The sequence below is a fragment of the Limimaricola sp. AA108-03 genome, assembly GCF_050847355.1.
Lineage (GTDB): Bacteria > Pseudomonadota > Alphaproteobacteria > Rhodobacterales > Rhodobacteraceae > Limimaricola.
The window spans coordinates 1,997,680-2,024,050 of the sequence record NZ_CP193755.1; the positions used below are offsets into that span (position 1 = coordinate 1,997,680).

Sequence of the window (26,371 nt, forward strand, 5' to 3'; positions counted from 1 at the left end):
GTCAGTCCCCCTCGAAGACGGGTTTTTCGCGGGCCATGAAGGCGCGGTAGGCGCGGCGGAAATCCTGGGTCTGCATGCAGATCGCTTGCGCCTGCGCCTCGGCCTCGATCGCGCGCTCCAGTCCCATGTCCCATTCCTGCAGCAGCATGGTCTTGGTCATCATGTTGGCGAAGCGCGGTCCTGCCGCGATGCGGCTCGCCAGCTTCAGCGCCTCGGCCTCCAACTCGTGACCCCCGACGAGGCGGTTGTAGAAGCCCCAGCGTTCGCCCTCATCGGCGCTCATCACCCGCCCCGTATAGAGCAGCTCCGCCGCCCGCCCCTGCCCGATGATGCGGGGCAGCATCGCGCAGGCCCCCATGTCGCAGCCCGCGAGGCCGACGCGATTGAACAGGAAGGCGGTCTTCGCCTCCGGCGTGGCGATCCGCAGATCCGAGGCCATGGCGAGGATCGCCCCCGCTCCAACCGCGACACCATCCACCGCGGCAATGACCGGCTTGCCGCAGGTGAGCATCGCCTTGACCAGATCGCCGGTCATCCGGGTGAAGCCCAGAAGCCCCTTCATGTCGAGCTCGGTGAGCGGCCCGATGATGTCCTCGACATCGCCGCCGGAGCTGAAGTTGCCGCCATTGGGCGCGACGACCACGGCGTGGGTCTCCTCATCCGAGGCGAGATCGCGGAACCAGTCGCGCAGCGCGGCGTAGCTCTGAAACGTGAAGGGATTCTTGCGCTCGGGCCGGTCGAGCCGGACCACAGCGACCGCGCCCTCGCGCTCCAGCTTGAAATGCGCGCTCATCGCTTCTCCTCCAGATCGCGGGCCACATGGTCGAGATCCTCCATGATCCGCGCCGCCTCGGCTTCGGTGATCGCGCCCATCAATTCGTTGACCCAAGCCTCGTGCGCGGTCGCCAAGGTGTCGAAATGCGCGCGGCCCTTGCCGGTCAGCCGCACTTCCATGGCGCGGCGGTCGCCTGCCACCGCATGGCGCTCGGCATGGCCCTCGACCTCGAGCCGGTCGACGATGCCGGTGACGTTGCCGTTCGACACGCGCAGCCGCCGCGACAGCTCGGACATCTTCAGCCCCTCGGGGCTGCGCGCCAGCGCCGCCATCACGTCGAAGCGCGGCAGCGTTGTGCCGAACTCGGTGCGCAGCCGGTCGCGCAGCGCCGTCTCGACCGCGTTCGAGGTCTTCAGGAGCTTCAGCCACAGCCTGAGCCGCGTCTTGCCCGTCTTGGCCTGCACGTCCACGCTCATGTCTCGCCCCCCGACACCGAAATCGCCTGACCGGTCACCGCGCTTGCGCCGTCGCCCACGAGCCACAGCACCGCGTCGGCCACCTCCTCGGGCTGCACGAAGCGGCCCTGTGGGTTGCCCGAGGCGAGCGCCTTGGCGGCCTCGTCGCGGCTCCGCCCGGTCTTGGCGACGATGTTGTCGATGCTCTCCTCCAGCATCGGCGTCTCGGCAAAGCCGGGGCAGATGGCGTTGACGGTGATCGGCGTGCGCGCCAGCTCCAGCGCCAGCGACCGGGTGAGCCCCACCACCGCGTGCTTGGCCGCGACATAGCCGGAAACGTAGCCGTAGCCCTTGAGCCCGGCGGTCGAGGCGATGGCGATCAGCCGCCCCCGGCCCGCCTCGCGCATGCCCGGCAGCACCGCCTGCCACAGGTTGAACACCCCGTGCAGGTTGACTGCGAGCATCGCGTCGAGGTCCTGCGCCGTGGTCTTGGCGAAGGGCTTGCTCTCGGCGGCGCCGGCATTGGCGATGGCGATGGTCACGGGGCCGCGCTCTCGCGTCGCCTGTTCCACGACGCGCGCCATGTCGCCGGCGCGCGTCACGTCCCCCGTGATCCATCCCATCTCCGCCTGCCCCCCGGCGGTCTCGACGAGCGGCGCCTCGCGCCGCCCGGTGATCGTGACGCGCGCCCCCTCGGCGGCCAGCGCGAGCGCGATGGCGCGCCCCACCCCGGTGCCGCCGCCGGTGACCAGCGCGTGGTGTCCCGCAAGCCGCATCAGACCGCTCCCACCATCTGCTCGGCCCTGTCGGCCAGCCGCCATGCCTGATCACGGCCCGGCAGATAGGGGTCGGGCCACGCCGCGTGCCGATCGCCGATCGCGGTCGCGGCGTGCAGCGTCCAGTAGGGATCGGCGAGATGCGGACGGGCGATGGCCACCAGATCGGCGCGCCCCGCCATCAGGATCGAATTGACGTGATCGGCCTCGTAGATGTTGCCCACCGCCATCGTCGCGATGCCCGCCTCGTTGCGGATGCGGTCCGAGAACGGCGTCTGGAACATCCGGCCATAGACCGGCCGTGCCTCGATGCTGGTCTGCCCGGCAGAGACGTCGATCAGGTCGGCGCCGGCCTCATGGAAGGCGCGGGCGATCTCGACCGCCTCGTCGGGCGTCACGCCGTGGTCGCCGACCCAGTCATTGGCCGAGATGCGCACCGACATCGGCTTGTCGTCGGGCCATGCCGCGCGCATGGCGCGGAACACTTCCAGGGGCCAACGCAGCCGGTTCTCCAGCGATCCGCCATATGCGTCGCTTCGCCGGTTCGACATCGGCGAGATGAAGGAGGAGACGAGGTAGCCATGCGCGGCGTGCAGTTCGATCATGTCGAAGCCCGCCCGCGCGGCCATCTCGGTCGAGGCCACGAATTGCGCTGTCACCTCGTCCATGTCCTCGCGTGTCATTTCGCGCGGCGCCGGGTTATTGTCCGACCACGGGATCGGGCTGGCCGAGATGGTCTCCCAGTTGCCCGCCTTCAGCGGCGCATCCATCTCCTCCCAGCCAAGCTGGGTCGAGCCCTTGCGCCCCGAATGGCCGATCTGGCAGCAGAACTTCGCATCCGTCTCGGCATGGACGAAGTCGGTGATCCGCGACCACGCCGCCTCGTGCTCGGGGGCGTAGAGACCCGGACAGCCGGGCGTGATCCGGCCTTGCGCCGACACGCAGGTCATCTCGGTATAGACCAGCCCCGCCCCGCCCTTGGCACGCTCGCCCAGATGCACCAGATGCCAGTCGGTCGGGCAGCCATCCTTGGCCTTGTACTGCGCCATGGGCGAGACGACGACACGGTTCTTCAGCTCCATGCCACGCAGCCTGTAGGGCGCGAACATCGGCGCGCGTACGGGCGCGTCCTCGGGCAACCCGGCGCGGCTCTGGAACCAGCGCTCGGCGCCCTTCAGCCATTCGGCATCGCGCAGGCGCAGGTTCTCGTGGCTGATCCGCTGGCTGCGGGTCAGCAGCGAGTAGTTGAACTGCACCGGGTCGAGATCGAGATAACGGCCGACCTCCTCGAACCACTCCATCGAGTTGCGCGCCGCCGATTGCAGCCGCAGCACCTCGATCCGGCGCGCCTCCTCGTAGCTTTCGAAGGCCGTGGCGAGGTCGGGCGCGGCGGCGATCTCGTCCGCCAGCGCGATCGCGGATTCGAGCGCCAGCTTGGTGCCCGAGCCGATCGAGAAATGCGCCGTGGCGGCGGCATCGCCCAGAAGCACGATATTGTCGGTGTACCAGCGTTCGCACAGCACCCGGGGGAAGTTGATCCAGGCCGAGCCGCGGATATGGCGCGCGTTCGACATCAGGGGGTGACCGCCCAGATGATCGCGGAAGATCTTCTCGCAGACGGCGATCGACTCGTCCTGGCTCATCTTGTCGAAGCCCCAGGCCCGGAAGGTTTCGGGCGCGCATTCGACGATGAACGTCGCGGTGCCCGGCTCGAACTGGTAGGCATGCGCCCAGACCCAGCCATGCTCGGTCTTCTCGAAGATGAAGGTGAAAGCGTCGGCGAAGGTCTGGGTCGTGCCGAGCCATGTGAAATGGCAGCGGCGGCGGTCGATCTCGGGACGGAAGACCTCTTCGAACTCGTTGCGGGTCTTGGAGTTGAGCCCGTCGGCCGCGACCACGAGATCGTAATCGGCGGCGTAGTCGGAGGCGGACCCGACCTCGGTCTCAAAGCGCAGCTCGACGCCCAGTTCGCGCGCCCGGCCCTGCAACAGCAGCAACAGCCGCTTGCGGCCGATGCCGCAAAAGCCGTGCCCTGTGGAGACGATGCGCTCGCCGCCCTTCACCACCGCCACATCGTCCCAATAGGCGAAATGCGCGCGGATTGCCTCGGCCGAGGCCGCATCATTGGCGGCAAGGTTGTCGAGCGTCTCGTCCGACAGCACCACGCCCCAGCCAAAGGTGTCGTCGGGGCGGTTGCGCTCGATCACCACCACCTCGTGCGACGCGTCGCGCAGCTTGGCCGATATGGCAAAGTAGAGCCCCGCCGGTCCTCCCCCGATGCACGCGATCCTCATGGCCCCTCCCCGAGCTGTTGCGAGGAGGCTAAGATGCGCCCCGATTCATTTCAAGCTTAAAATATCTTTGCTTGAAGCATGCGTTCGGGTGGCTCAGCCCGTCATCTCGTCGATCTCCACCTCGTAGCCCCAGAGCTCGCGCAGGCAGGCGAGCGTCGCCTCGCGCTCGCGCGGATCGAGCGGCACCTCGTTGCGCAGCACGTGGCGCAGCCGCAGCACCCGGTCGCCGGCGAGGTCGGCGTCGATCACCTCGATATCGGGCGAGCGGTTCGACAGGTCGTAGCCGCGTGCCAGCGTGTCGCGCAGCGCTCGGTAGCCCGCCTCGTCATGGATCGCCGTGACCTTCAGCGTGTCCTCGGCCTCGGCGTCGCGCAGCGCGAAGAGCCGCAGGTCGCGCATCACCTTCGGGCTCAGGAACTGCTGGATGAAACTTTCGTCCCGGAAATTGGCCCATGCATCCTTGAGCACGCCGCGCCAGTCGCCGCAGCCGGCGATCGAGGGAAACCATTCGCGGTCCTCGGGCTCGGGGGCCTCGCAGATTCTCTGGACGTCGCGCATCATGGCGAAGCCCAGCGCGTAGGGATTGATGCCGCCATAGCCCGGGTGGTCGTAACCGGGCTGGAACAGCACGCTGGAATGGCTGTGCAGGATCTCGAGCATCGCGCCGTCGCCGATCCGTCCCTGCTCGTGCAGCTTGTTGAGGATGTGGAAATGCACGAAGCAGGCGCAGCCCTCGTTCATCACCTGGGTCTGACGCTGCGGGTAGAAGTACTGCGCGAGGTTGCGCACGATCCGCAGCACCTGCCGCTGCCAGGGTTCGAGCACCGGGCTGTGGCGTTCGAGAAAGTAGATCAGGTTCTCTTCCGGCAGGCCCAGCATGCGGCGCCGTTCGGCCGCGGCGTTCTCGTGATCATGCGGCCGCCGTTCCCGTTCGAGCCGGCTCCACAGGTAATGCGCGGCGCGTTCGTCCTCCTCGATGCGCCGCTCGGCCCGCTCGGCCTCGGCCCTGAGCGAGGGCTGCGCCGGGCGGCGATGGCGGAACACCGAGGCGCTCATCAGCGCATGCGCGGCGTCGAGCGTCCGCTCCACCCGACCCGGCCCGTGCCGCTCCTCGCACCGGCCGAGGAAATTGCGGGCGTAATCGAGATAGTCGAGGATGCCGCGCGGGTCGGTCCATTGCCGGAACAGGTGGTTCGACTTGAAGAAGTGGTTGTGACCGAAGGCGGCGTGGGCGATCACCAGCGCCTGCATCGGCATGGTGTTCTCTTCGAGGCAGTAGCAGATGCAGGGATCCGAGTTGATGACGATCTCGTATGCCAGCCCCTGCACGCCCTTGGAGTAGAGCCTTTCGTGGTGGATGAACTGCTTGCCGAAGGACCAGTGGCGATACATCAGCGGCATGCCGGTGGCGGAATAGGCGTCGAGCATCTGCTCGGTCGAGATGATCTCGATCTGATTGGGATAGACGTCGAGCCCGAGATCCTCGAGCGCGATCTGCTCGATCGCCTCGGTGGTGCGCCTGAGCGTGTCGAAGTTCCAGTCCGGACCGTCGAACAGGAGATCAGCCATGGGCGGCCTCCGTGCGGCGGGCGAAGAGATCGCGGAACACGGGATAGATGTCGGCCGGACCGGCGACCCGGCGCATCGCGAAGTTGGGCCAGCGCTCGGCCACCTCTCGATAGGCCATCCACAGCTCGGTGCCGCGCGCGGCGTCGCGCAGGATCCGCGCCTCGGCCTCGCCGATGATCTCGACATAGGCGAAGTGCTGGCAGATCTTCAAAAGCTCGCTTTCGAGCCAGATCTGGCAGTCGCGGCTGTCGCCCTGGTAATTGTCGCCATCCGAGGCCTGCGCCGCGTAGATGTTCCATTCCGAGGCCGGGTAGCGCTCGGACTGCACCCGGTTCATCTCGGCCAGCGCGGTCGAAACCATGGTGCCGCCGCTCTCGCGCGAATAGAAGAAGGTCTGCTCGTCGACCTCCGAGGCGAGATGGGTGTGCCGGATGAAGACCAGATCCACCGTCTCGTAGCGCCGCGTGAGAAACAGGTGCAGCAGCACGAAGAACCGCTTGGCGAGATCCTTTTCGCGCGCCCCCATCGAGGCCGAGACGTCCATCAGGCAGAACATCACCGCCTGTGCGCGCGGCTCCGGCTGCGGCTCGAAATGGCTGTAGCGCAGGTCGAGCGGATCGAGATAGGGCACCCGCTTGCGATGCGCGGTCAGGGCCTCGATCTCGGCCTGAAGGCGGATGATCTCGGCGCGCTGCGCCGCGTCGGGCTCGAACACCGCCTCGAGCGCGAAGAGCCGCTCTCGCAACTCCTCGAGCTTCGCGTCGGAGGGGCGGCGCAGGGCGATGCGGCGACCCATGGCGCGGCGCATGGTGCGCCCGACATTGAGATTGGCGGGCGCGCCGGTGACCGAGAGCCCGGCCCGGCGCGGCCGCGCCACCGAACTGCCGGCGAGGCTGCGCTTGATCATGTCGGGCAGTTCGAGGTCCTCGAAGAAGATGTCGAGAAACTCGTCGCGCGACAGGGCGAAGACGAAATCATCCTCGCCCTCGCCATCCGGCGCCCCCTTGCGCCCCGCCCCGCCGCCGCCCTGCTGCGGGCGCGGGATCTCGTCGCCGGCCTGGAACTCCCGGTTGCCCGGCAGCACGCCCTCGCGCGTGCCGCCCTTGGAGGCATGGCGAAAGCTCGGCTCGCTCAAGCTGTCGCGCGGTACCGCGACATCGGTGCCGGCTTCCATGTCGGTGATGCCGCGCTTGCGCACGCTGGCATCGACCGCCTCGCGCACATGCGCCTTGATGCGGCCGATGAAGCGACGGCGGTTGGGAGTGCTGCGGCCCTTGGGGTTGAGACGGCGGTCGATGAAATGCGTCATGCCCGCCCCTTTCTCATCCGGCCTTGTTCACCCGCATGTACCATTCGACGAGCCTCCTGACCTGGCGCGGCGTGTAGCCCCGCTCGCCCATCCGCTCCACGAACTCGGCATGCTTCGCATCCGTGTCCTTGTCGCGCTTGGCGCCGAAGCTGACTACCGGCAGCAGGTCCTCGACCCTCGAGAACATCCGCTTCTCGATCACCCGGCGCAGCTTCTCGTAGCCGCGCCAATCGGGGTTGCGGCCCTCGTTCTCGGCCCGGGCGCGCAGCACGAACTTGACCACCTCGTTGCGGAAGTCCTTGGGGTTGGACACGCCCGCGGGCTTTTCGATCTTGGCCAGTTCGGCCTCGAGCACGTCCCGGTCGAACATCTGCCCGGTGTCGGGATCCTTGTAGTCCTGATCCTCGATCCAGGCATCCGCATAGGCGATGTAACGGTCGAACAAGTTCTGGCCGTAATCGGAATAGCTCTCGAGATAGGCCTTCTGGATCTCCTCGCCGATGAACTCCGCATAGCGCGGTGCCAGCTCGGATTTCAGGAAGTCGAGGTAGCGCGCCTCGGTCTCCTCCGAGAACTGCTCGCGCCGCACCGCCTGTTCGAGCACGTACATCAAGTGCACCGGGTCGGCGCCGACCTCGTCCACATCATGGTTGATGGTCTCGGCCAGCACCTTGAAGGCGAAGCGGGTCGAAACGCCGGTCATGCCCTCGTCGGCGCCCGCCGCGTCGCGGTATTCCTGAAGACTCCGCGCCTTGGGATCGGTGTGCTTGAGCGTCTCGCCGTCATAGGTCCGCAGCTTGGAATAGATCGTCGAGTTCTCGTGCTCCTGCAGGCGCGTGAGCACCGAGAACCGCGCCAGGATCGGCAGCGTCTCGGGGGCGCAGGGCGCCTCGGCGAGCGAGCTTTCGCGCAGAAGCTTCTCGTAGATCCGCGCCTCTTCGGTGGCGCGCAGGCAATAGGGGATCTTCACCACCGAGATCCGGTCGAGGAAAGCCTCGTTGTTGCGGTTGTTCTTGAACTGGCGCCACTCGGCCTCGTTCGAGTGGGCGATGATCAGGCCCTGATAGGGCATGGCGCCGATGTTCTCGGTGCCGGTATAGCTGCCCTCCTGAGTCGCGGTGAGCAGCGGGTGCAGCACCTTGATCGGTGCCTTGAACATCTCGACGAATTCGAGAAGGCCCTGCGTGGTGCGGTTCAGGCCCCCCGAATAGCTATAGGCGTCGGGGTCGTCTTGACCCATGTGTTCGAGCTTGCGAATGTCGAGCTTGCCGACCAGTGCCGAGACGTCCTGGTTGTTCTCGTCACCCGGCTCGGTCTTGGTGACGCCGATCTGCCGAAGCCGCGACGGCTGCATCCGCACCACCGAAAAGCGCGAGATGTCGCCGCCGAACTCCTCGAGCCGCTTCACCGCCCAAGGGCTTATCAGCCCGGTCAGGAGCCTGCGCGGAATGTCGTACTTGTCCTCCAGAAGATCGCCGAAACGCTCGCGGTCAAACAGGCCCAGCGGGCTTTCGAAGACCGGGCTGATCTGGTCGCCGGCCTTGAGAACGTAGATCGGCTCCTTTTCCATCAACGCCTTGAGGATCTCGGCGATGGTGGACTTGCCGCCGCCCACCGGGCCGAGCAGGTACAGGATCTGCTTGCGCTCCTCGAGGCCCTGGCTGGCATGGCGGAAGAAACCGACGATCCGTTCGACCACTTCCTCGTTGCCATAGAGGCTTTCGAAGGCGCGGTAGATCTTGACGGTACGGTTGAGGAAGATCCGTCCGAGCCGCTGGTCGTGGCTCGTATCCACGAGTTCGGGCTCGCCTATGGCGCGCATCATCCGCTCCGCAGCGGTGGCACGCACCGATGGATCCTCCCGGCATCGCAGGAGGTATTCCTGCAGTGTCAGCTCCTCGGTTCGGGAGTTCGCATAGCTTTCGGCGTAGCGGGTAAATACATCCATCGGCCCATTCTCTCGTCCGTTGGCGCGTCTTGGTCGCGCGGTCCCGTCCCCCACAGGCGAATCTTTTTCTTTCATCATATTATGTGGTGACGACGATCTGGCAAATCACGGAGATTTACGGTGCGTCACGCATCATGTTTCAGGGAGTTGTGCGTGAATGGCACACAACCCGGCTCCGATGCCCGGTTCCGGGCGTTCCGTGTTCGGTCGCGCGACTGGCGGGTGAGTCCCCCGCACGCTTTGGCTGAATACCGTCCCGACGGGGCAGGACCTTCGGCGAAGCCTTCGTGACATGGCTGAAGCCGCTGCAAAGAGGGCACACTTCTCCGTCCGGATAGCTCCGTGCCGAAGGTGTCGCGTCGCGAATTCAGCGCCCGATCCGCAAGTCTGTCGCACTGGCGAGCGCTGTCAGGTTCTTCGGACGCGCGGCACGCGATGGCGCATGCGGCGCGACAGGCTTTAGTGCGAAACCGGACTGGAAAAATCCGCGTGACCGGCACCCGTAAGGCCGATCCGAGCAGGCCTAATCGCCGCCCGCCCCACCGCGGCCATAACCGAACCGGTCGTAATCCATCGCGTATCGCGTCTCGATCCGCGCCCGGTCTCCGGCCTGCATCGGCACCTCCAGCCCGCCCGTCGCCTTCTCCCGCGGCAGATCGTGTGGCGCGGCCAGTCCGGTCACCTCCGACAACCGCGCGAAGACCGGCTCCATCCCATCCTCGAAGCGAAAGATCTCGAGCCCGGGCAGATCGGTGAACTCGACCTGCGGGCGAAGGTGATTGCTCAGGTGATAGGGGTTCTGCTCGGCCGCCCGCAGGTTCTGACGCAGCCAGCGCGAAAAGTCGCGACCCCGCGTTTCGGGCGAGACCTCGGCGACGGCCAGGCGGCGCAGCCCGCCCCACCGGCGCAGCTTTCGCCCGCCGGACTTGCGCCAGACATACTCGCTGATCATCCGCGCCTCCGGGTGGCGGGTGATCGCGAAGGCATAGTCGAACCACCCCGATCCGGGAAACAGCGCGCCCAGCAGTTCGGCGTGAAAATGCTGCGGCGGGCATGGAAGGGCGGTGCGCGTCGGAATCCGGAACGCTTCGGCGCCGGCCTCCCCCAGCCAGCGCGAGACCGAGGAGCCGCCGGTTTTCGGAATATGCACGAACAGGATGCGAAGTCCCCTGACCTGAAAGATCGGCACGCGTCGCTCCCTTGGATGGCCTCACCGCTACTGGGCCGCGCGAGCAGGTGAGGTCAAGCATCGAGAGGCCTTTCACGGCCGCGGGACGCGCGCCGGTCACGGGATCGATCCACCCCGAAATCGGTGCCGCGCGCCTCACTTCGAAAACAGCACCGGGCGCTTGGCGCGCTGCATCAGGTCGCGCGTCACCGTGCCCAGCACGAAATCATAGGCCTTGGAATGCCCGAAGGCGCCCGTGGCGATGAAGCTCGCCCCGGTCTCGAAGGCCTCGCGCTCGATCACCTCGGCGATGCGGCTCTCGCCCGGCGACCTGTGGGTGACGGTCGCCTTCATGCCGTGACGGCTGAACATCGCCGCCATCTCGTTGGCGGGATAGTCCTGTTCGCCGGGGTCCGGCGCCTTCTCGACGCTGAGCAGCGTCACCTCGGCCCCCTCATCGAGCAGCAGGCGCGCGTCATGCGCGGCCCGCGTCGCCTCGCGCGTGGCGCTCCAGCCGATCACGGCCGAGGCTCCGAGCGCGCCGGGCTGGTAGCCCGGCGGGATCATCAGCACCGGGCGCCCCGCATTACGGATCAACTCCTCCTGCGGACGGCCCGCCGCATCCCTCTCGGGCCGCATGACGAGGACCAGATCGGCGGCGCGGGCGCTTTCGCACAGACGTTCGCCGATCGTGGCGAGGCGTGCCTCGAGACAGCGCCATTCGGGCGTCACGCCTTCGGCCTCCGCCGCCGCCTTGAAGGCGGTTTCGATCTCGAGGGCCGTGTCGCGCTGCCCGGCGCGGATCTGGGTCAGGATCTCGCCGGTAACATACAACGAGACCGAGGCATGGACGACCGGATCGGGCAGCACATGAAGCCCGAGCAGATGCGCGCCATGCTGCCGTGCAAGCGCGGCGCCGGTCCGGGCCAGAGTCGGGGCGCTCGCGCCATCCGCAAAGCACAGGGCGATGGTACGGCAGGTCATGGATCGTCTCCTTTCGAGGATCAGATGAATCAGGGGGTCAGTCGGGGATCGAGGGCGGCACGGCGAGGATGTCGCAGGGCGGGTCCGCCATGAGGCCGCGCGCCACGCTGCCCAGCAGCGCCTCGGACAGCCGCGAGCGGGTATGCGTCCCGAGCACCAGCAGATCGGTCGGCGCGGAACCGATCTCGTCGCGGATCGCCGAAACCGTCTCGCCCTCGATCAGTTCGCGGTCGGAGGGGCCGACGATATCCTCGATGCCACCGAGAAAGGTCTCCATGGCGGTTTCGGCCCGGGCCCGCGCGCGCAGCCGTTCACCCGACATCACGGCGCCGCGCGCGGTGCCGCGCAGCACCCCGCCGAACGGCACGGTATAGCAATGCAGCAGGCGGATGCGTGCCGCGGGCGCCAGCTTGCGCGCGACCACGAGCGCCTCGCGCGCGGCGCAGGAAAAATCCGTGGCAAGCAGGACCGAACGATAGGGCCGATCGCTGTCGTCACGCGCGACCAGCAGCGGCACGCCGCAGGCCTTTGCGACCCGTTCGACCGTGGTGCCGCGGAACAGGTCGATCAGGCCGGGATGCCGGTGCGCGCCGAGGATCAGCAGATCGGCGCCCTCCTCCACGACCCGGTCGAGGATCACCATCCAGTCGGTGCCGACGCCGATGCGCGCCACCACGTCGAGGCCGAGGCGGTCGCGCAGGCCGATGGCCTGCCCTTCCAGCCGCGCCATGAGCGCCCTCTCGAAGGTCGCGTGCAGATCGTCCGGCAGGCCGTCCTGCATGACATGCAGCAGCACGAGCTGCGCGCCGCATTCCCGGGCCAGCGTCGCGCCACGCCGCAGCGCGATATCGCCCTGCTCGGCCATGTCGGTGGCAATCAATATCCTTTGCATCAGCGAAGCCTCCGTTCGGGCGCTGGATCCGCCCTTCTGTCAGGATCGACCCTAGCCCCGCCGGTCCAAGAGCGCGTTGATCCAGGTCAAGCCGCCTGGTGCAGAATACCCGTGCATGGCAGCGGTCATTCGGCGACGCGTCCGCCCGAGCCTGCCCGGGGGCGCGATCACCGCGCCTGCGGCAAACGGCCCGGATGCACCAGAAGGTCGCAGGGCAGATGGGCCAGCAATTCCGACGCGACGCGGCCCATGGTCATCGGCACGTGCCCCTCGGCGCCATGTCGGCCGATGGCCAGCAGGTCGATCTCCTCGCGCGCCATCGCATCGAGCAGGGCCTGCGTCGCGCGTCCCTCGATCAGCCCGATATCGACCGTGACGCCATCCCGCGACAGGCGCTCCTGCATCTGCCGGAGCTGGATCAGCATCGGCTCCTCGATCTCGTCGCGGTCGTGCTTGGTGATGTCGCCGGTCTCGTCCATGCGGTAGCCGAGCCCCCCGAAGGGCACGCGGTAGGCATGCACGAGCCGCATCATCGCCCCCTTTGCCAGCCGCGCGGCGAGACGCGCCGCCTCGGCATCGCGCGCCGCGAAGCTGGTGGCGGTCATCAGCCGGGCATAGGGGCGGACCGGCCGGTCCGACACCACGAGCACGGGGGCTTGCGACATCTGCACGCAGCGATGCAGCACGCTGCCGCGAAACAGGTCGAGAATGCCGCGATCGCGATGCGCGCCCATCACCACCAGATCGAAGCGCCGCTGCGCGATATGGTCGACGACCACGCGCCAGGGATGGCCGAAGCGCAGGTTCACCCGTGCCGCACCGGCGGTATCGCGCGACAGCATCTCGTACGCGGATTGCCCTGTCTCCTCGGCGAGGCGGCTCGGCAGGCTGTCATCGACCACGTGAAGAATTTCGAGTTCGGCCCCGAGCGTCGCCGCGAGTTGCAGCGCCCTTTCGAGGGCATGGCCGCTCCGGGCCGAGAGATCGCTCGCCATCAGGATGCCGGGCATGGGGTTTCCTCCCTTGAAATGGGCGATCAGTGACGCGGCCGTCTCTGGCCGGTGCCGCGGGTCGTCGGATCGGTGACCGCCGTCACCGCAAGGTCGATCAGCGCGCCGATCAGCGTCGCTTCGGCGATCAGCCACCAAGCCCCCGGCCCCGGCTGCGGCAGCCATTCCGAGCGCGCCCAGACGACGCCCAAAGGCTCCTGCGCCACGAGCAGCAACACCAAGCCCATCCAGAACCCGATCCAGCCACCGCTAAAGCCGGCCGGCAGGTGGAAGTCGAACACCGGCACCCGGTCGAATTGTCCCGACAGCCCAACCAGCGCGCCGAGGATCACCGACCAGAGCACGATGCCCCACACCAGCATGGTTTCCGCCGCCGAAACCGGCGTCAGCAGCACCGGCGCCGCAAGCCCGAACACGAGACCGAGCGACTTGGCCAGCGCCACGCGTTTCATCAGCGGTGTAAGCGTCATGTCGAGGTCCTCCTGTCTTCAGTATCGACGGAGCACGGCGGCGCGCCTTGATCTGGATCATCCCTCCTGCAGCGTTTCGAGATAGTCGGAAAGCGCGACCAGTGGCTGCGGCGTCGGCGTGAGGATCCCGTCGCCGGTATCGACATGCAGGGTCGGGCCGGTGAAGACCTGCGAGTATTCGGGCATCACTGGCGCCGGGTCGTCCTGCCGGAAATAGCCGTCGATATAGGACATGACATGAACCATCGGGAACGGCTCGCCCTTGGCGCGCAGCCGCGTCAGGTCGGCCGGGGGCCGCGGCAGCCCCTCGGCCAGCGGCCCGTCGCCCCGCCCGCCCGCGCCATGACACGCGGCGCAGTTCTCCATGAAGAGCGCGCGCCCCGTGGGCAATTCCGGCTCCGGCACGGCGCAGGCGCCCAGCAGCGCCGCCCCCGTCAGCACGGCCGCGGTGATGATCGGTTTCATGTCCTGCTCCATCGATGCCTCCGGGCCCGTACCGGCCCCTGCCCCGAGCACTCGCCGCTCCGTCGCGGCGGCGCATTGATCTGGATCAAGCGTCGCCGCCCGTCGGCTTGATCGGGATCAAGGCGCGAGGGCATGCAAGTCGGCAGCCTTGACGCATCGCATTCACAGGAGAGACACATGCCCCGAGGAACCGTCGCCGTTCTGGCCACCGACGCCGCGCTGGATCGCGGCGCCATCGCCACCGCGCTCGCGCTCACCGAAACCGACGAGGCGCATCTCGACATCCATTGCCTCGGGATCGAAAGCACGCCGCCGGACGCCTATCTGGCGGGACCGGCGCTGATGCTGACCATGCCCGACCCGGAGGCCGCGCGCGAACGTGCCCGCGAGTTGGAGGCCGAGATCCGGCCGCTGATCCCGGCGCATCGCGGCAATGTGCAGCTGCATCGCCACCACATCCGTGAAGGGCTCATCGGTTACGAAGTCGGCCGCATCGCCCGGCTGGCCGATCGGATCGTCGCCGCCGCGCCCTATGGTCCCGAAGCGCGCCCGCTGCAGGTCGCGACGCTGGAGGCGGCGCTGTTCACCGGCGGGCTGCCGGTGATCGTCGTTCCCGATGGCGGCGCCGAGATCGCGCCCAGCCCCTCCCGGCTGATGGTGGCCTGGGACGACAGCCGCGAAGCGATGGTCGCGGTGCGCGCCGCCCTGCCGATGCTGCGCCGCGCGGGCTGCGTCGACGTGGTGATCGTCGATCCCGACGTGCAGGTCGGCGACCGCTCCGATCCGGGCGGCGATCTCGCGCTGTTTCTGGCGCGCAACGGGGTCAAGGTGGAGGTTTCGGTCCTGGCGCGCAGTCGGTTCCGTGTCTCCGAGGTGCTACGACGCCATGCCTTCGACACCGGCGCCGAGGCGGTGGTGATGGGGGCCTATGGCCATTCGCGGCTGCGCGAGCAGCTCTTCGGCGGCACCACGCGCGAGATGCTGACCGCGGCGCGCATGCCGCTCGTTCTCGCGCGCTGAGACTTTCGGCGACCGCGATGTGCCGCGGCCAGTCATTGCCGGCTTCACGGCGCACCGACACCAAGGCAGGGGCTGTATTGGCGGTATCGCGTATCGACGACGGGTCCTGTCAGGCGCTGCTCCGCAGTTGACCGCGGAGCAGCGCCTTCTTGCGACCGGAGGTCAGACCGGGTCCGGCGACAGCCCGCCGGAGGCGCGTCCGGAAGCCTCCGAATGGCTTTCGAGATCAGCCGAGGCTCGAAGCGGCAGGGATAGTGCGACGGCCACGGCGCCCGCACGGTTACGAACGCTCAGGGCGCGATAGATCGCGCTGACATGTACCTTTACCGTGGCCTCGGCGAGATCGAGATGCCTGGCGATGGCCTTGTTGGTCATGCCTTCGGACAGGAGGGCCAGGACGACCGCCTGGCGTGGCGAGAGGCCCAGTTCTTCCTGATAGCGCCGTTCCGTCGTTGCGATGTGATCCCGTCCACCAGTGCTACGGGACGAGGCGACGACCTCGATCTGCGGGCGTTCGGTTGCGAGATCGGGAAGATAGATGCCACCGTTCAGCACGATATCGATCGCTTGCCGGATCTGGGATGGCGACTGGAACCGCCCGATGAACCCGTGGACGCCGAGCGAAAGTGCGCTCAGGACGCTGGAACGGGAATACCGGCCTCCGATACAGACGATGCTGGCCTTGGGATAGCGGCGTTGCAGCATCATGACGGTAGAGCTGCCCTTTCGCGCCAATGTACCGGAGTCGATCATCACCAGGCGCATGCCATAGGAATGCACGCGCCCCGGAAGCCCGACCAATCCCTCCTCGGGCGAGGCAATGCAGATTCGGTCGCTGGCGCTCTGCTCGTTATATTCATGCAGGGCTTTGACTACTTCGTTGTCTTCACTCGTATCTGGAATAAGCGCTAAAATAGACACTGACATGACCTTAAACCCACCAACAAGTCAAACTGAATAAAAATACACACCGTAGTCCCGTATTGTGGTTCGCACCCCCATACTTCCCTCGGCCCTCAAAGATAGTACCTTGGAATTAGTTATCCGTCAATATACTAAAGATCGAAAGAATTACCATTAACAAATATAATACCCGGCCGGCGCGTAAAATGAGGCAAAGGTATTAATCGACCTTATTTGCTAGCTGTCACTTCGGACCGTGACGGCCTGACCGGGGTACAATCCCGGGTTCACAAAGGACCCGAGCGACGGCACTGCATGCCACCCCACGCCCTACTGGCAGGGCCTCCCTCGTCCGCCCCGCCAAAACGAAGCATATAAGCCCGAACGTGAGGCAAGCATAAACCAAGGTTTATGCCACGGCATCCGCCCTGCTTTCTGATCCGATAAACCTACGGATGATAGCCAGCGACAGCGAATCCCGATCTCCTCGTGGGGCGCAGCCGTCCGCCGAACCGGCCAATGACCCTCGGATCACCTGCCGAGATCAAAAAGGATATTCCGATGAAACGAATTCTGTTGACTAGCACATTCCTGGCCGCATCCGCCTCCGCGCTTGCAGCCTCGCCCGCCGGCGAAGCCCTTTTGGAAAAATACAGAGAGGCCGGATACAGCCGCGTTCAGGTAAAGGAAGGCCCGAGTCAGATCAAAGTCGAGGCAACCTCGGGAAATCAGAAGGTCGAAGTCATATACGACTCGGCCACAATGAGGATCATCAAGCAGGAAACCGAGATGGCCGGCGCGGATGACCGGCGCGCCGGGTTCGAACTGAGTCAGGAAAGCCGTGATTTCGTCGAGGTACGGCGGAGCGGCGGAGAAAGCCCCGTCGTGAGTGACACCGGCGGCGGCGGCGGGGGTGTCTCTGCTTCCGGAGAGGCACTTCTGCAGAAGTACAAGGAGGCTGGTTACAGCCGCGTCGAGGTCAAGGAGGGCCCGAACCAGATCAAGGTCGAAGCAACCTCGGGAAACCGGAAGACCGAAGTCATCTATGATTCCTCGACGATGAGGATCCTGAAGCAGGAAACCGAAGCAGCGGACGACGACGACCGGCGCAGCGGCTTCGAATTGCGGCAGGAGGACCGTGACTTCCTCGATGTGCGGCGGCGGGACGAAGATGGCCGCTTCGACGATGATGACGACGACGACCGCGACGACGACGACGACGACGACGACGATGATGATGACGACGATGATGATGACGATGATGACGACGATGATGACGACGACGATGATGACGATGATGACGACGACGACGATGATGATGACGACGATCGCGATGACGATGACGATGACGATGACGATGACGATGATCGCTGAATGGGTCAGGAGAACGGCCTAGGGCTCTCGCATCGTCGGGTGTCTGGACGATCTGGAAACCGACTGAGAGAAAGGGCTGCCGGACTTGATCCGGCAGCTCTCCGCATCCCGGGATGAGAGGCGCATGGGTATTATTGCCAATGGGTGGAACGCAGTTCGGATGATGACTGCGGCCGCGCTGCTGACCAGCCTGCCACAGCTGGCAGCGGCGCAGACGATCCAGGATTCCATCGTTCAGCAGTTGATCGCTCAGGGCTTCACGCGGATCGAGATTTCCCAGACGCTTCTCGGTCGGACCCGCGTTCTGGCCTGGCGGCATGACCTGCAGCGCGAATTGGTCTTCAACGGAGCCACCGGTGAGATATTGCGCGACTACTGGGTGCGGGAACGAAGCCGCGGGGATGCCAGCACGGCGCCGCGTCTGGTCGAACCGGGCAATGGCGCCGCGGGCTCTTCCGGCTCCCGACCGGTGACAAGCGGGGTTCGTTCGCCATCGAACGCTTCGGATGGGGACAGCGGGAAAGAAACCGACAAAGATGATCGCATCGAAGACGATCGCGATGACGATGATCGCGATGACGACGACCGCGATATCGACCTTGGCGACGATCGGGATGACGACGACGACGATCGTGATGACGACGACGACGATCGTGACGATGATGACGATGACGATGACGATGATGACGATGACGACGCTGATCGTGATGACGACGATGACGATGACGATGATGACCGCAGCGGCCGCCGAGGGGGAGATCGGTGACATATGAGGACTTGATCGCCCCCTGTCGCCGGCATCGCTCGTGACTCAGGGCTGGCCTCTGACGGCGGTGCTGGCCGTGCAGGCCGTCTGCGGTCTCTTCTTTCTGGGCAATATCGCAATCTCGGTGCTCGGACTCACCACGATCAGCTGGCTTGCGCATGAACTCATCGAAATTGGCGCGGCGATCGGGCTGATCCTCGGCAGCGTTCTCGGTGCCGTGGCGCTGTCCAAGGCCAGACGAAGGACCGCCTATGTCGAAGCCCAGCTTCAGGCGGCTTCGGGCGCCTTTTCCCAGATCTTGGAACAGCGTTTTATCGACTGGGGACTGACGCCGGCGGAGCGCGACGTCGCCCTGCTTTCGATCAAAGGAATGTCGATCAGTGAAATCGCCGATCTGCGCAACAGTCGTCCCGGCACGGTGAAGGCGCAGACCAGCGCGGTCTACCGCAAGGCCGGGGTTTCCGGACGCCCGCAACTGTTGAGCCAGTTCATCGACGAACTCATGTCGGATTCGATGCTGGAGCGCGACCTGAACCCGCCTGCCACCTCGCCGAACTCCAACGGCCAAGATCGCGACCTTGCCGCGCCGTCGCCACCTGAATCCGACCCCCTTGCCCCGGCCAATAACCGCATCGCCGATCGCTAGAGCGGGCGGTCCTCCGGCCCAAGCCTGCGGATGCGCAGTTCCGCGGCCTGACCACCTGCCCTGTCCAGTGCCTGCAGCCGCAGCGCTTTCTCCCGAAGTGCATCCGGGGCGATATCGGGATTGATCCCGCCGGTCCGGGCCAGCTGCGTCACCAGGGGATAAAGTTCGGCCCGAGTCGCGGCATCGTATCCAAGTCGGGCAAGCGTCTGCCGCTCGCTCGCGTAACGCGTGCCCGGCGGCAAGGACGCCCGCATGGCTTCCCGCCGATGATAGAGCTCCACGCCGTCGACCGGCAGCAGGGCCAGAACCTCCGGCGGCGCCAGATATAGATCGACCAACCCGTCGATGTCGTTCAGCCGCACCTCCCATTCGAAGCCTCGATAGGCCAAGGTCACAGGACTGCCATCGCGCGGTGGCAGACCGTCGGCGCGTGCCTCCGCCGTGCTCAGACGGGCGCGCAGCAATTCCCGGATGGAGGCCGTATCCAGCGCCGTGACATGGCGGCGTTCGAGGGCGGCCAGCACTTTCGCATTGGACGCGCCCCGGAGCTGCAGTCCCACCGCGCTCGCGGCGACCAGCATGACGCCCAACAGCGTTGCCAGGAGCACAACCCCTCGGTTAGGCTGGCGGATAGCATCTGGATGAATCCTCATGACCGTCCCTGCTTTGCTTGCCGTACCTGCCCTCGCATTTGCCTATGCAGCCGGTTTCCTGATCATCTCGGCGAGCGCTTCGGCGGGATTTGAGGCGCTTCTCGCCGCGGGCCTCGCACTCCCCCTGATCTGGTTGAGCCTGACCGATCTGCGCCGGTTCGAGATTCCCGACGGAGCCGTCCTCATCATCGCGCTTGGCGGCGTTGCATTCCAGTATTTCGTTCATCCGCATCGCTGGTTTGTCGAACTCGGCGCAGCCGTGGCGCTCATGGCCCTGTTCTGGACCGTGGGTTACCATCTTTATCAACGCGGCGGCCGCGAAGCCCTGGGCATCGGGGATGCGAAATTGATTGGTGCCGGCGCATTGTGGACCGGTTTCGCGGATATTTGGCTGGCGCTGTTCCTGGCATGCCTCGGCGGGATCATCGCGGCGCTGGCAAGCAAACCGCTCGGGCTCTCCGAGGTGCCGCGAGAAATTCCCTTCGGGCCCTTTTTGGCCTACGCGATCTATCTTGTGTTCCTTTTACAGATTTCGAGTGTGCCATGGTATTAATCGACAAGAGAAAACCCCGTAATGCGCAAGCCGGGCTGACGCTTCTGGAAGTCATGGTGGTCCTGGCGATCATCGCGCTCGTGGTCGGGCTGAGCGCGCCACGGCTCATGAGCAGCTTCGGGCGTGCCAAGGCGCAGGCCGCCAGCGTCCAGATGGCCAATCTGAAAGGCGCGTTGCAACTCTATTACATTGATCTGGGCCGCTACCCGACCGAAACGGAAGGGCTGAAAGCGTTGATTTCCCCGCCGGTCGGGGCCGCAAATTGGCTTGGCCCCTATGTCGACTCGGAGGAGGCGCTCACCGATCCCTGGGGCCGCCCGTTCCTGTACCAGTACCCGAGCGCGGAGGGCGATTTCGCCTTGATCACGCTCGGTCGGGACGGTCAGCCCGGCGGCAGCCGGGAGGATAGCGACATCACTTCCTGAGACAGGCTTCGCGCCGGTCGAACGACCAAGGGCGGCAGGCTCGTACCCGCGGCGTCGTATTCGATCCGTACCAGTTCCGGCAATGGTGCCGTCATGGGCCACACCTCGCGCCACTCCGGCGGCATACCCGGCACTGGCGAACCCCAGTATCGAACTTGCAGGCCGTCCGAATGCTCGACCAGCGCGAAATCGGTCCGGGGTCCATCCGTGGAAGCCAAGCCGGGCGCGGCAGCGCTCACGAGGACCGGGCTGACGCCTCCCGAGACGGTGGCGCGTTCCAAGGTCACATGCACCAGATCGCCGGGCCAGAAGGGCGGCTCTTCGATCGAGGTTTCGAACTCAAGACGACCGTCCGTGCCCCATAATCGACCTTGGGGCGGCATGTCTTCGATCACGCGACGCAGCCGGTCTCGATTCAGCAGCAGCCCGGTGCCGATCTCCGAACCGGCGAAGCGTACCCCTGCCCGGCTCGTCAGGCCCAGCGCGGCGGACATGATGAGGGCGATCGCGCTCATCATGGCGAGCGCCAGCAACAGTTCGAGCAGGCTCGTCCCCCGTCGAAGGTGGCGCGGCCTGTTGATCGTCACGACTCGACCTCATCCAAAGCAAGGTGGCGAAAATCGACCTTGCGCGCCGGATCGCCAACCGGCCAGGCCGTGACCGTGATCTCGACCAAGCCCGGCCCGGCCGTGCCCCTCGCCTCCGAAACCGACCATTGCCAGTCGCCGATCCGCCCCTCGTCCCGGGCCGGCAATACGCCGCGGGTGGCCAGGTGTTCCTCACTGATCGAGCGGGCCAACTCCACCAGCCAAGCACGCTCCATGCGTTCGAAGGACTGGCGCATCAGGAGACGCGTGAACTCCAGCGCGCCTCCGACCACGACGGCCAAGACCGCGAGCGCGATCAAGGTCTCGATCAAGGTGAAGCCCGACCGGGGCCGACGGTGTTCAGAAGGCAAGTTCATTGATCGACATCACCGCATCCATGATGGTGAAGACAAGCCCGCCTATGGACCCCCCGACCAGCAGCGTCAGCGCCGGGGTCAGCGCCTGCAACAGCCCTTGCACGCGTCGTTCGAGTTGCGTGGCCAGCACGGAGCAAAGCGTCTCCAGAACCTCCTCCAGCCGGTTGGTTTCCTCCCCGATACGGAAAAGCTCGACGAACAGCGTCGGCAGGCCGGTCTCATGCTCGGCGAAAGCGCCATGCGCCCGCCCGCCGCGCCTCAGTGCAGCGGCGGCCTCCCGCACCGGCCGAGCGAGGATATCGCTTTCCTTGGCCACGGCCTCTAGGGCTTCAGGCAGAGTGAGCCCGGCCCTCAGCAACAGGCGCAACCCCCGGGTCAGTCGCAAGAGCGCCGCGTCGCGCAGCACCGGGGCGATCAAGGGCAAACGCAGAGCGAGCCGTCCGGCAGTCGGCCGCACAGCCACTGCCAGCAGCGCAACGCAGCCTGCCCCGCCTGCGAGCAGGAGCGCCGGCCACCACTGAAGCAGGAACTCTCGCAGGCCCAGAAGCAGGGACAGGCTGGCGGGCATGGGGCGCGCCTCGCCGTCGAAAAGCGGTGCGAGAGCCGGCGCGAGCGACATCGTCACGAGCAGCAGCAACGCCAGCCCGCTTACCAGCAACAGGATCGGATAGAGCAGCGCCGACGTGATATGGGCGCGCAGCTTCTGCTGACGCCGCAACAGCTCGGCAAGATCGCGCAACAGCTCTGGCATGGCATTGGAGGCCTCACCCAGACCCAGCAACTCCCGAAAGACCGGCGAGACGGGCGGACCGACCTGCTGGAATGCCTGCGCGAAGGGCAGACCCTCCGATACGAGCCAGATCACCCGCTGCAATCGCGTTCTCGTGGAATGCCGCATCGAGCCATGTCCGAGGACCCGCAACAGGCTCGGGATGGGCAGGCGCACGCTGAACAGAAGCGCGAGTTGCTCGGCCAGAAGCGCCTGCTCACCCAGTGGCAGGGGCCGACGTGGCAGCGCGATCTCGCGGCGCAGCCAAGAGGTGCGCGACGGGCTGCCCGCGTCACGCAGTTCGACGACGGAAAGGCCCATGGCGAGCAGGGTTTCATAGGCTCCGCCCTCGGAGGCGCTGTCGATCTCGCCGGCTTCGCGCTGGCCATTGTCGGAATAGGCGACATAGGAGAACATCGGCATCGGCATGGTCCCTCTCGGCCGGCGCGACCATGGCAATGCGCAGGTCCCGACGGCGGGTGACTAGCTTCACTCCAGCATCTTCACGGTCCTTTCCGAGGCCTCCGCCTCGGAGCGCATCACGATGCTGCGCTGGGTGATGGCGGTGATCGTCCAGCCCGCCACGGAATCGCCTTCGCCCACCCAGACGGGCTCGGACCTTCCGCTTGCCACGACCAGGGCCCGCGACCCTGACGGGTGCAGGATCGATGCGAGTAAGCGCAGCTCGGTCGAAGGATCTGCAACGGATCTGGTGGGGGCGACATCGGGCACGGCGGCAGGCTGCATCGGCGCGGCATCTGCCGCGTCCTCGGCGCGGCCGGTCGAAAACAGCGGCCGATCGGCGAGATCGACGAGCAGAGCCGCGTAATCCCGCGCCTCTGGTATGTCCAATGTAGGCCCTGCCTCTACCGTCGCATCGGCGCCTACATCGATCTGTTCCAACAGGAGGATCCGCTCAGGTGTCCGATGATGCAGCACCGCCATCGCGCCAAACCCGGCAATGACCGCGAGATGCGCGGTGGGGGGCCAGGCGGCAAACAGGGTCATGCCTCCTCCTCCTGTACCCAGAAGCCCCAAACCACGAGTTGGAACAGGACCGGTGCCTCGACCGGCCCGCTTGCCCGAAGGTCCCGCTCGCGCGAGGCCTCGTGCACCGACAGATGCGAGACCGCCAGACGCGGCGTGACGGCTTCGAGACCGGCAAGGAGCCGGACAAAGGCGGTGAAATCGCTCCTGCCCTCGATCTCGACCGCGACGGCGGGGCGGGTCAGTTCGGCGGGGGGCCTGGCCTCCGCAAAGGCGGAAAGCTCCAACGCGGACTGTCGCCCCAGCTCCACGAGGGTCTTTTGCAAGGTCAGCACGGCGTCGCTCTGATCGGCGGCGGTTTGCACCACCTGCGACGGCAGTTCCGCACCCTCCCCCGCCCTCTCCCAAACGCCGATCCGCCGCAGCAGACCATCCCGCTCACCGCTCAGCCGCTGCAGATCGGTTTCCAATGCGGTCCGGCGCAATTCGCCCGGGTATATCACGGCGGCGAAGAGAGCGGCGCCCAGCCCCGCCAACAGGAAGGGGGCGATCATGCCGAGAAGTCCCCCCTTCATGTTCCGCCCTCCCCCTGCTCGAGCACGACCAGCAGTTCGAACAGGCTTTGGCCCGTCACCGGATCGACCGAGACCGGGCCGTCGATCTGGGCATGTCGCGCCCATGGCGCGTCGCCCAATGCCTCGACCAACGAGGCCACGTCGATGGCGGACTGGCCCGCCAACCAAAGCTCGTCCCGATCGATCTGCAGCGCCTCCAGATGGACGTTGTCGCCCAATCGCTCCGTCAGGTCCGCGAGGATCGGGAACCGCCGATATTCGAGATTGAAGATCCCGAGTTCCGTGGCGATCTCCGCGACCGACTGGTCACGCGTCGTCGCCTGTGCGCGCGCCGCGACCGCCTGCTCCCGAAGCTGAGCCGTCTCCATCTCGAGCGCAGCCGCTTGGGCCGCGAGCGCGGACAGCTCCCGCCACTGGCCGAAGCCACCCCAGGCCAGCGTTCCGACGAGCACGCAGGCGGCGATCAACGTCCAGAGCCGCTGCGGCCGGTCGGTCTCGTGGCGCAGGTCCACGAAAGGCCTCGCCTCCGCCGCGCCGGCCGCGATGACCCGCCGCGGCATGAATCCCATGCGCCGCACTTCGTCGATCAGGTCCGATATTTCCGCCCGCTTGACGATGAGGGCCCTGTAGACGATGGCGTCTCCGTCATGTCCGTCGGGGACCACTGCCCAGAGCAGACCGGCCCCTCCGGCGGGCATCTGTTGGCGAAGCCGCACAGAGATCGCCGCCTCGGCCTCTCGACGGATCGCGCGCGGCAGGCTGATCCGTTTTTCCAGCATGATGTCGGAGGCCAATACGAGGTCGACGGGCTGGCGCCCTCGCCCGCAAGCACGCAGCTGGCTCTTCTCCTCGTCGCCGATCGGGGTGTTGCGGATCACGATGCTGCGCGCCGTGCGGGGCGGCAGGCCGGCGACGAACAGCCAATCGGGAAACAGCAGATGCCGCAAAGCGCGAAGCCGCTGCCCGGCCTTGCCCCATATGACTGATACCGTCCGCATGATTGACACAGCAGTCTGCACCGTCATCCCCTTAGCTGAGGCATTCTAAACCACGGGCCGGGACGGTGGATATTGGAAGAAAGGCTTATGCAACGGACTGGGACGCCCGCTTGGCCGAGGCCATCGCGGTCGCTGGGCTGCTGGAGCCGGAGGCGCTGAAGGCGGCACGCGAGCTGGCCGCGCAGCGAGGACTTCCCCTCCACAGGGCGCTGATCGACCACGGGCAGATCGACGAGGAACTGCTCCTGCCGCTGGTTTGCGCCGAACTCGATATTTGTTTCGAAGAGGGTCGCGCCGGTGACGGGACGCGGCCGGACGTCGCCACCATCGCCCGGCTATCGGCCAAGTATCTGACCGACCGGGCGGCGGTCCCGCTCGAGCTGGACGGGGCGGAGGCGCAGGTCGTTCTGTTGGCCGATCCCGCCGATGCCGAGCTTCGGCAGGAGATCGCTTTTCACCTGGGGCGAGAGGTGGAGATCCGTGGCGCGACGCGGCGCACGATCCGCCAGCTTCTCTCGCAGGTCCGCGAGGACGGCTCCACCACCGGGCGGCGCATTCAACGGCTCGACACGGCGGAGGAACCACCCGAGGCCGAGGGGCCGGTCATCCGTTTCGTCAATGACAAGCTCGCGGATGCGATCGCGCTCGGCGCGTCGGACCTCCACTTCGAGGCCGCGGGCAATGCGCTCACGGTCAGGCTCCGCATCAACGGCGTGCTCGTGAAACAGGATGTCCAGTCCGAACTCAGCCCCGCCGCGGTACTGGCACGGCTCAAGGTCATGGCCTCGGCCAATGTCTCGGAGCGTCGCCTGCCGCAAGATGCCCGTCTCACGTTGCCGATGGCCGGACGGGTCATCGATTTCCGCTTCTCCTCCCTGCCGACGCAGAGTGGCGAGAGCATCGTGCTTCGGGTGCTCGATCCACATGCGCTGAGGATCGGCTGGGACGCGCTGGGGTTCGAGGAGGACATTGCCCGGGGCATCCGTCGCGCGATCGAAAGACCGAACGGGCTCTTTCTCGTCACCGGCCCGACCGGCTCGGGCAAGACCACCACGCTCTATACGGCCGTCGCGCATCTGAACACGCCGAAGACCAAGATCGTCACCGTCGAGGATCCCGTCGAATACAATCTCGAAGGAATTCAGCAGGTGCAGGTGCAGGAGGCGATCGGGCTGAGCTTCGCCCGGGTGCTCAGGGCCGTGCTTCGGCAGGATCCGAACGTGATCCTGATCGGCGAAATCCGCGACCCGGAGACCGCCGAGATCGCCTGCCGGGCGGCGCAGGTCGGCCGGATGGTGCTGTCGACGCTGCACACCAACAGCGCGGAAGGGGCGGCGCTCAGGCTCGAGGATCTCGGCGTGCCACGATACATGGTCTCCGACGTCCTGCGCGGGGTGCTGTCGCAGCGCCTAGTCGCGCAGTCATGCCCGGCCTGCGCGGGGGGCGGCTGCGCGTCGTGCAATTTCACCGGTGCCGCGGGGCGGCGGCTGGAGACGCAGCTTCTGGAATTCGGAAACTCACCCCAGCCGTGAATACCCGGTAAATCGTCAAGCCCCGTTAACACTTGTATTGGGGCATAAGCCCCTAATTCTGTTTAAGACGTTCAGTCGATAGACAGTTTCC

At 66.3% G+C, this 26,371-nt stretch carries 28 protein-coding genes; 7 read left to right on the forward strand and 21 right to left on the reverse strand.

Annotation, left to right across the window (positions count from 1 at the left end; all coding sequences use genetic code 11):
* Position 1: 1 nt before the first annotated feature.
* The 13 genes from ACRAQ3_RS09770 to ACRAQ3_RS09830 form a co-directional block, all read right to left on the reverse strand.
* Entirely contained in the window at positions 2-793 is a 792-nt protein-coding gene (locus ACRAQ3_RS09770; protein ID WP_432254490.1) for an enoyl-CoA hydratase family protein, read from the reverse strand.
* Complete coding sequence (locus ACRAQ3_RS09775) at positions 790-1,251, reverse strand: MarR family winged helix-turn-helix transcriptional regulator (RefSeq protein WP_432254491.1); 462 nt, start codon at positions 1,249-1,251, stop codon at positions 790-792. The genes ACRAQ3_RS09770 and ACRAQ3_RS09775 overlap by 4 nt, the downstream gene beginning before the upstream one ends.
* Positions 1,248-2,006 (reverse strand): SDR family NAD(P)-dependent oxidoreductase, encoded by a 759-nt coding sequence (locus ACRAQ3_RS09780; RefSeq protein ID WP_432254492.1) that lies wholly within the window; start codon positions 2,004-2,006, stop codon positions 1,248-1,250. Before ACRAQ3_RS09780 ends, ACRAQ3_RS09775 begins: the two co-directional genes overlap by 4 nt.
* The gene (locus ACRAQ3_RS09785) at positions 2,006-4,300 is read right to left on the reverse strand and encodes a bifunctional salicylyl-CoA 5-hydroxylase/oxidoreductase (protein ID WP_432254493.1); all 2,295 of its coding nucleotides are present in this window, start codon (positions 4,298-4,300) and stop codon (positions 2,006-2,008) included. Before ACRAQ3_RS09785 ends, ACRAQ3_RS09780 begins: the two co-directional genes overlap by 1 nt.
* Before the next feature lie 93 nt (positions 4,301-4,393).
* Positions 4,394-5,869 (reverse strand): SpoVR family protein, encoded by a 1,476-nt coding sequence (locus ACRAQ3_RS09790; protein WP_432254494.1) that lies wholly within the window; start codon positions 5,867-5,869, stop codon positions 4,394-4,396.
* Complete coding sequence (locus tag ACRAQ3_RS09795) at positions 5,862-7,178, reverse strand: YeaH/YhbH family protein (protein ID WP_432254495.1); 1,317 nt, start codon at positions 7,176-7,178, stop codon at positions 5,862-5,864. The genes ACRAQ3_RS09790 and ACRAQ3_RS09795 overlap by 8 nt, the downstream gene beginning before the upstream one ends.
* A 13-nt stretch (positions 7,179-7,191) precedes the next feature.
* Positions 7,192-9,126, reverse strand: coding sequence for a PrkA family serine protein kinase (locus ACRAQ3_RS09800; RefSeq protein WP_269395863.1), 1,935 nt, complete (start codon positions 9,124-9,126; stop codon positions 7,192-7,194).
* Between the two features lie 523 nt (positions 9,127-9,649).
* Positions 9,650-10,315 carry a sulfotransferase family 2 domain-containing protein gene (locus ACRAQ3_RS09805; protein ID WP_432254496.1) on the reverse strand — a complete coding sequence of 222 codons (666 nt, stop codon included), beginning with the start codon at positions 10,313-10,315 and terminating at the stop codon, positions 9,650-9,652.
* Positions 10,316-10,450: 135 nt separating this feature from the next.
* Positions 10,451-11,278, reverse strand: a complete 828-nt coding sequence (locus ACRAQ3_RS09810; protein WP_432254497.1) for a universal stress protein — start codon at positions 11,276-11,278, stop codon at positions 10,451-10,453.
* Between the two features lie 37 nt (positions 11,279-11,315).
* The gene (locus ACRAQ3_RS09815) at positions 11,316-12,170 is read right to left on the reverse strand and encodes a universal stress protein (RefSeq protein ID WP_432254498.1); all 855 of its coding nucleotides are present in this window, start codon (positions 12,168-12,170) and stop codon (positions 11,316-11,318) included.
* A 167-nt stretch (positions 12,171-12,337) separates the two neighbouring features.
* Positions 12,338-13,180 carry a universal stress protein gene (locus ACRAQ3_RS09820; protein ID WP_432254499.1) on the reverse strand — a complete coding sequence of 281 codons (843 nt, stop codon included), beginning with the start codon at positions 13,178-13,180 and terminating at the stop codon, positions 12,338-12,340.
* A gap of 26 nt (positions 13,181-13,206) precedes the next feature.
* Complete coding sequence (locus ACRAQ3_RS09825; RefSeq protein ID WP_269395868.1) at positions 13,207-13,650, reverse strand: hypothetical protein; 444 nt, start codon at positions 13,648-13,650, stop codon at positions 13,207-13,209.
* Between the two features lie 57 nt (positions 13,651-13,707).
* Positions 13,708-14,115: a c-type cytochrome gene (locus ACRAQ3_RS09830; protein WP_432254500.1), complete on the reverse strand. Its 408-nt coding sequence runs from the start codon at positions 14,113-14,115 to the stop codon at positions 13,708-13,710.
* A gap of 177 nt (positions 14,116-14,292) precedes the next feature.
* Between ACRAQ3_RS09830 and ACRAQ3_RS09835 the strand changes: the two genes are divergently transcribed.
* Complete coding sequence (locus ACRAQ3_RS09835) at positions 14,293-15,135, forward strand: universal stress protein (protein WP_432254501.1); 843 nt, start codon at positions 14,293-14,295, stop codon at positions 15,133-15,135.
* 162 nt (positions 15,136-15,297) lie between these two features.
* Here the strand turns inward: ACRAQ3_RS09835 and ACRAQ3_RS09840 are convergent, their stop codons facing one another.
* Positions 15,298-16,062 (reverse strand): LuxR C-terminal-related transcriptional regulator, encoded by a 765-nt coding sequence (locus tag ACRAQ3_RS09840; RefSeq protein ID WP_432254502.1) that lies wholly within the window; start codon positions 16,060-16,062, stop codon positions 15,298-15,300.
* Between the two features lie 537 nt (positions 16,063-16,599).
* On the opposite strand from ACRAQ3_RS09840, the gene ACRAQ3_RS09845 reads away from it, so the two are divergent.
* The 3 genes from ACRAQ3_RS09845 (at position 16,600) to ACRAQ3_RS09855 (ending at position 18,824) form a co-directional block, all read left to right on the forward strand.
* Positions 16,600-17,412 carry a hypothetical protein gene (locus ACRAQ3_RS09845; RefSeq protein ID WP_432254503.1) on the forward strand — a complete coding sequence of 271 codons (813 nt, stop codon included), beginning with the start codon at positions 16,600-16,602 and terminating at the stop codon, positions 17,410-17,412.
* Between the two features lie 124 nt (positions 17,413-17,536).
* Complete coding sequence (locus ACRAQ3_RS09850; RefSeq protein ID WP_432254504.1) at positions 17,537-18,178, forward strand: hypothetical protein; 642 nt, start codon at positions 17,537-17,539, stop codon at positions 18,176-18,178.
* A 40-nt stretch (positions 18,179-18,218) separates the two neighbouring features.
* The gene (locus ACRAQ3_RS09855; protein WP_432254505.1) at positions 18,219-18,824 is read left to right on the forward strand and encodes a helix-turn-helix transcriptional regulator; all 606 of its coding nucleotides are present in this window, start codon (positions 18,219-18,221) and stop codon (positions 18,822-18,824) included.
* Here ACRAQ3_RS09855 and ACRAQ3_RS09860 read toward each other — a convergent pair.
* On the reverse strand, positions 18,821-19,414 hold the full coding sequence (locus tag ACRAQ3_RS09860; protein WP_432254506.1) for a hypothetical protein: 594 nt from the start codon (positions 19,412-19,414) through the stop codon (positions 18,821-18,823). The genes ACRAQ3_RS09855 and ACRAQ3_RS09860 overlap by 4 nt on opposite strands.
* Positions 19,415-19,475: 61 nt before the next feature.
* On the opposite strand from ACRAQ3_RS09860, the gene ACRAQ3_RS09865 reads away from it, so the two are divergent.
* Positions 19,476-20,030, forward strand: a complete 555-nt coding sequence (locus tag ACRAQ3_RS09865; RefSeq protein WP_432254507.1) for a prepilin peptidase — start codon at positions 19,476-19,478, stop codon at positions 20,028-20,030.
* Complete coding sequence (gene gspG / locus ACRAQ3_RS09870; protein ID WP_269395877.1) at positions 20,021-20,455, forward strand: type II secretion system major pseudopilin GspG; 435 nt, start codon at positions 20,021-20,023, stop codon at positions 20,453-20,455. The genes ACRAQ3_RS09865 and gspG overlap by 10 nt, the downstream gene beginning before the upstream one ends.
* Here gspG and ACRAQ3_RS09875 read toward each other — a convergent pair.
* The 6 genes from ACRAQ3_RS09875 to ACRAQ3_RS09900 all read right to left on the reverse strand — a co-directional run bounded on the left by ACRAQ3_RS09875 (position 20,413) and on the right by ACRAQ3_RS09900 (position 24,748).
* Entirely contained in the window at positions 20,413-21,042 is a 630-nt protein-coding gene (locus ACRAQ3_RS09875) for a hypothetical protein (RefSeq protein WP_432254508.1), read from the reverse strand. The genes gspG and ACRAQ3_RS09875 overlap by 43 nt on opposite strands.
* The gene (locus tag ACRAQ3_RS09880) at positions 21,039-21,419 is read right to left on the reverse strand and encodes a type II secretion system protein (RefSeq protein ID WP_432254509.1); all 381 of its coding nucleotides are present in this window, start codon (positions 21,417-21,419) and stop codon (positions 21,039-21,041) included. The genes ACRAQ3_RS09875 and ACRAQ3_RS09880 overlap by 4 nt, the downstream gene beginning before the upstream one ends.
* Positions 21,403-22,611 carry a type II secretion system F family protein gene (locus ACRAQ3_RS09885; RefSeq protein ID WP_432254510.1) on the reverse strand — a complete coding sequence of 403 codons (1,209 nt, stop codon included), beginning with the start codon at positions 22,609-22,611 and terminating at the stop codon, positions 21,403-21,405. Before ACRAQ3_RS09885 ends, ACRAQ3_RS09880 begins: the two co-directional genes overlap by 17 nt.
* 66 nt (positions 22,612-22,677) lie before the next feature.
* The gene (locus ACRAQ3_RS09890; RefSeq protein ID WP_432254511.1) at positions 22,678-23,196 is read right to left on the reverse strand and encodes a hypothetical protein; all 519 of its coding nucleotides are present in this window, start codon (positions 23,194-23,196) and stop codon (positions 22,678-22,680) included.
* Positions 23,193-23,750: a GspMb/PilO family protein gene (locus tag ACRAQ3_RS09895; RefSeq protein ID WP_432254512.1), complete on the reverse strand. Its 558-nt coding sequence runs from the start codon at positions 23,748-23,750 to the stop codon at positions 23,193-23,195. Before ACRAQ3_RS09895 ends, ACRAQ3_RS09890 begins: the two co-directional genes overlap by 4 nt.
* On the reverse strand, positions 23,747-24,748 hold the full coding sequence (locus ACRAQ3_RS09900; RefSeq protein WP_432254513.1) for a PilN domain-containing protein: 1,002 nt from the start codon (positions 24,746-24,748) through the stop codon (positions 23,747-23,749). Before ACRAQ3_RS09900 ends, ACRAQ3_RS09895 begins: the two co-directional genes overlap by 4 nt.
* A gap of 110 nt (positions 24,749-24,858) precedes the next feature.
* Between ACRAQ3_RS09900 and ACRAQ3_RS09905 the strand changes: the two genes are divergently transcribed.
* Positions 24,859-26,280 carry a GspE/PulE family protein gene (locus ACRAQ3_RS09905; protein WP_432254514.1) on the forward strand — a complete coding sequence of 474 codons (1,422 nt, stop codon included), beginning with the start codon at positions 24,859-24,861 and terminating at the stop codon, positions 26,278-26,280.
* The last annotated feature ends 91 nt before the right edge of the window (positions 26,281-26,371 follow it).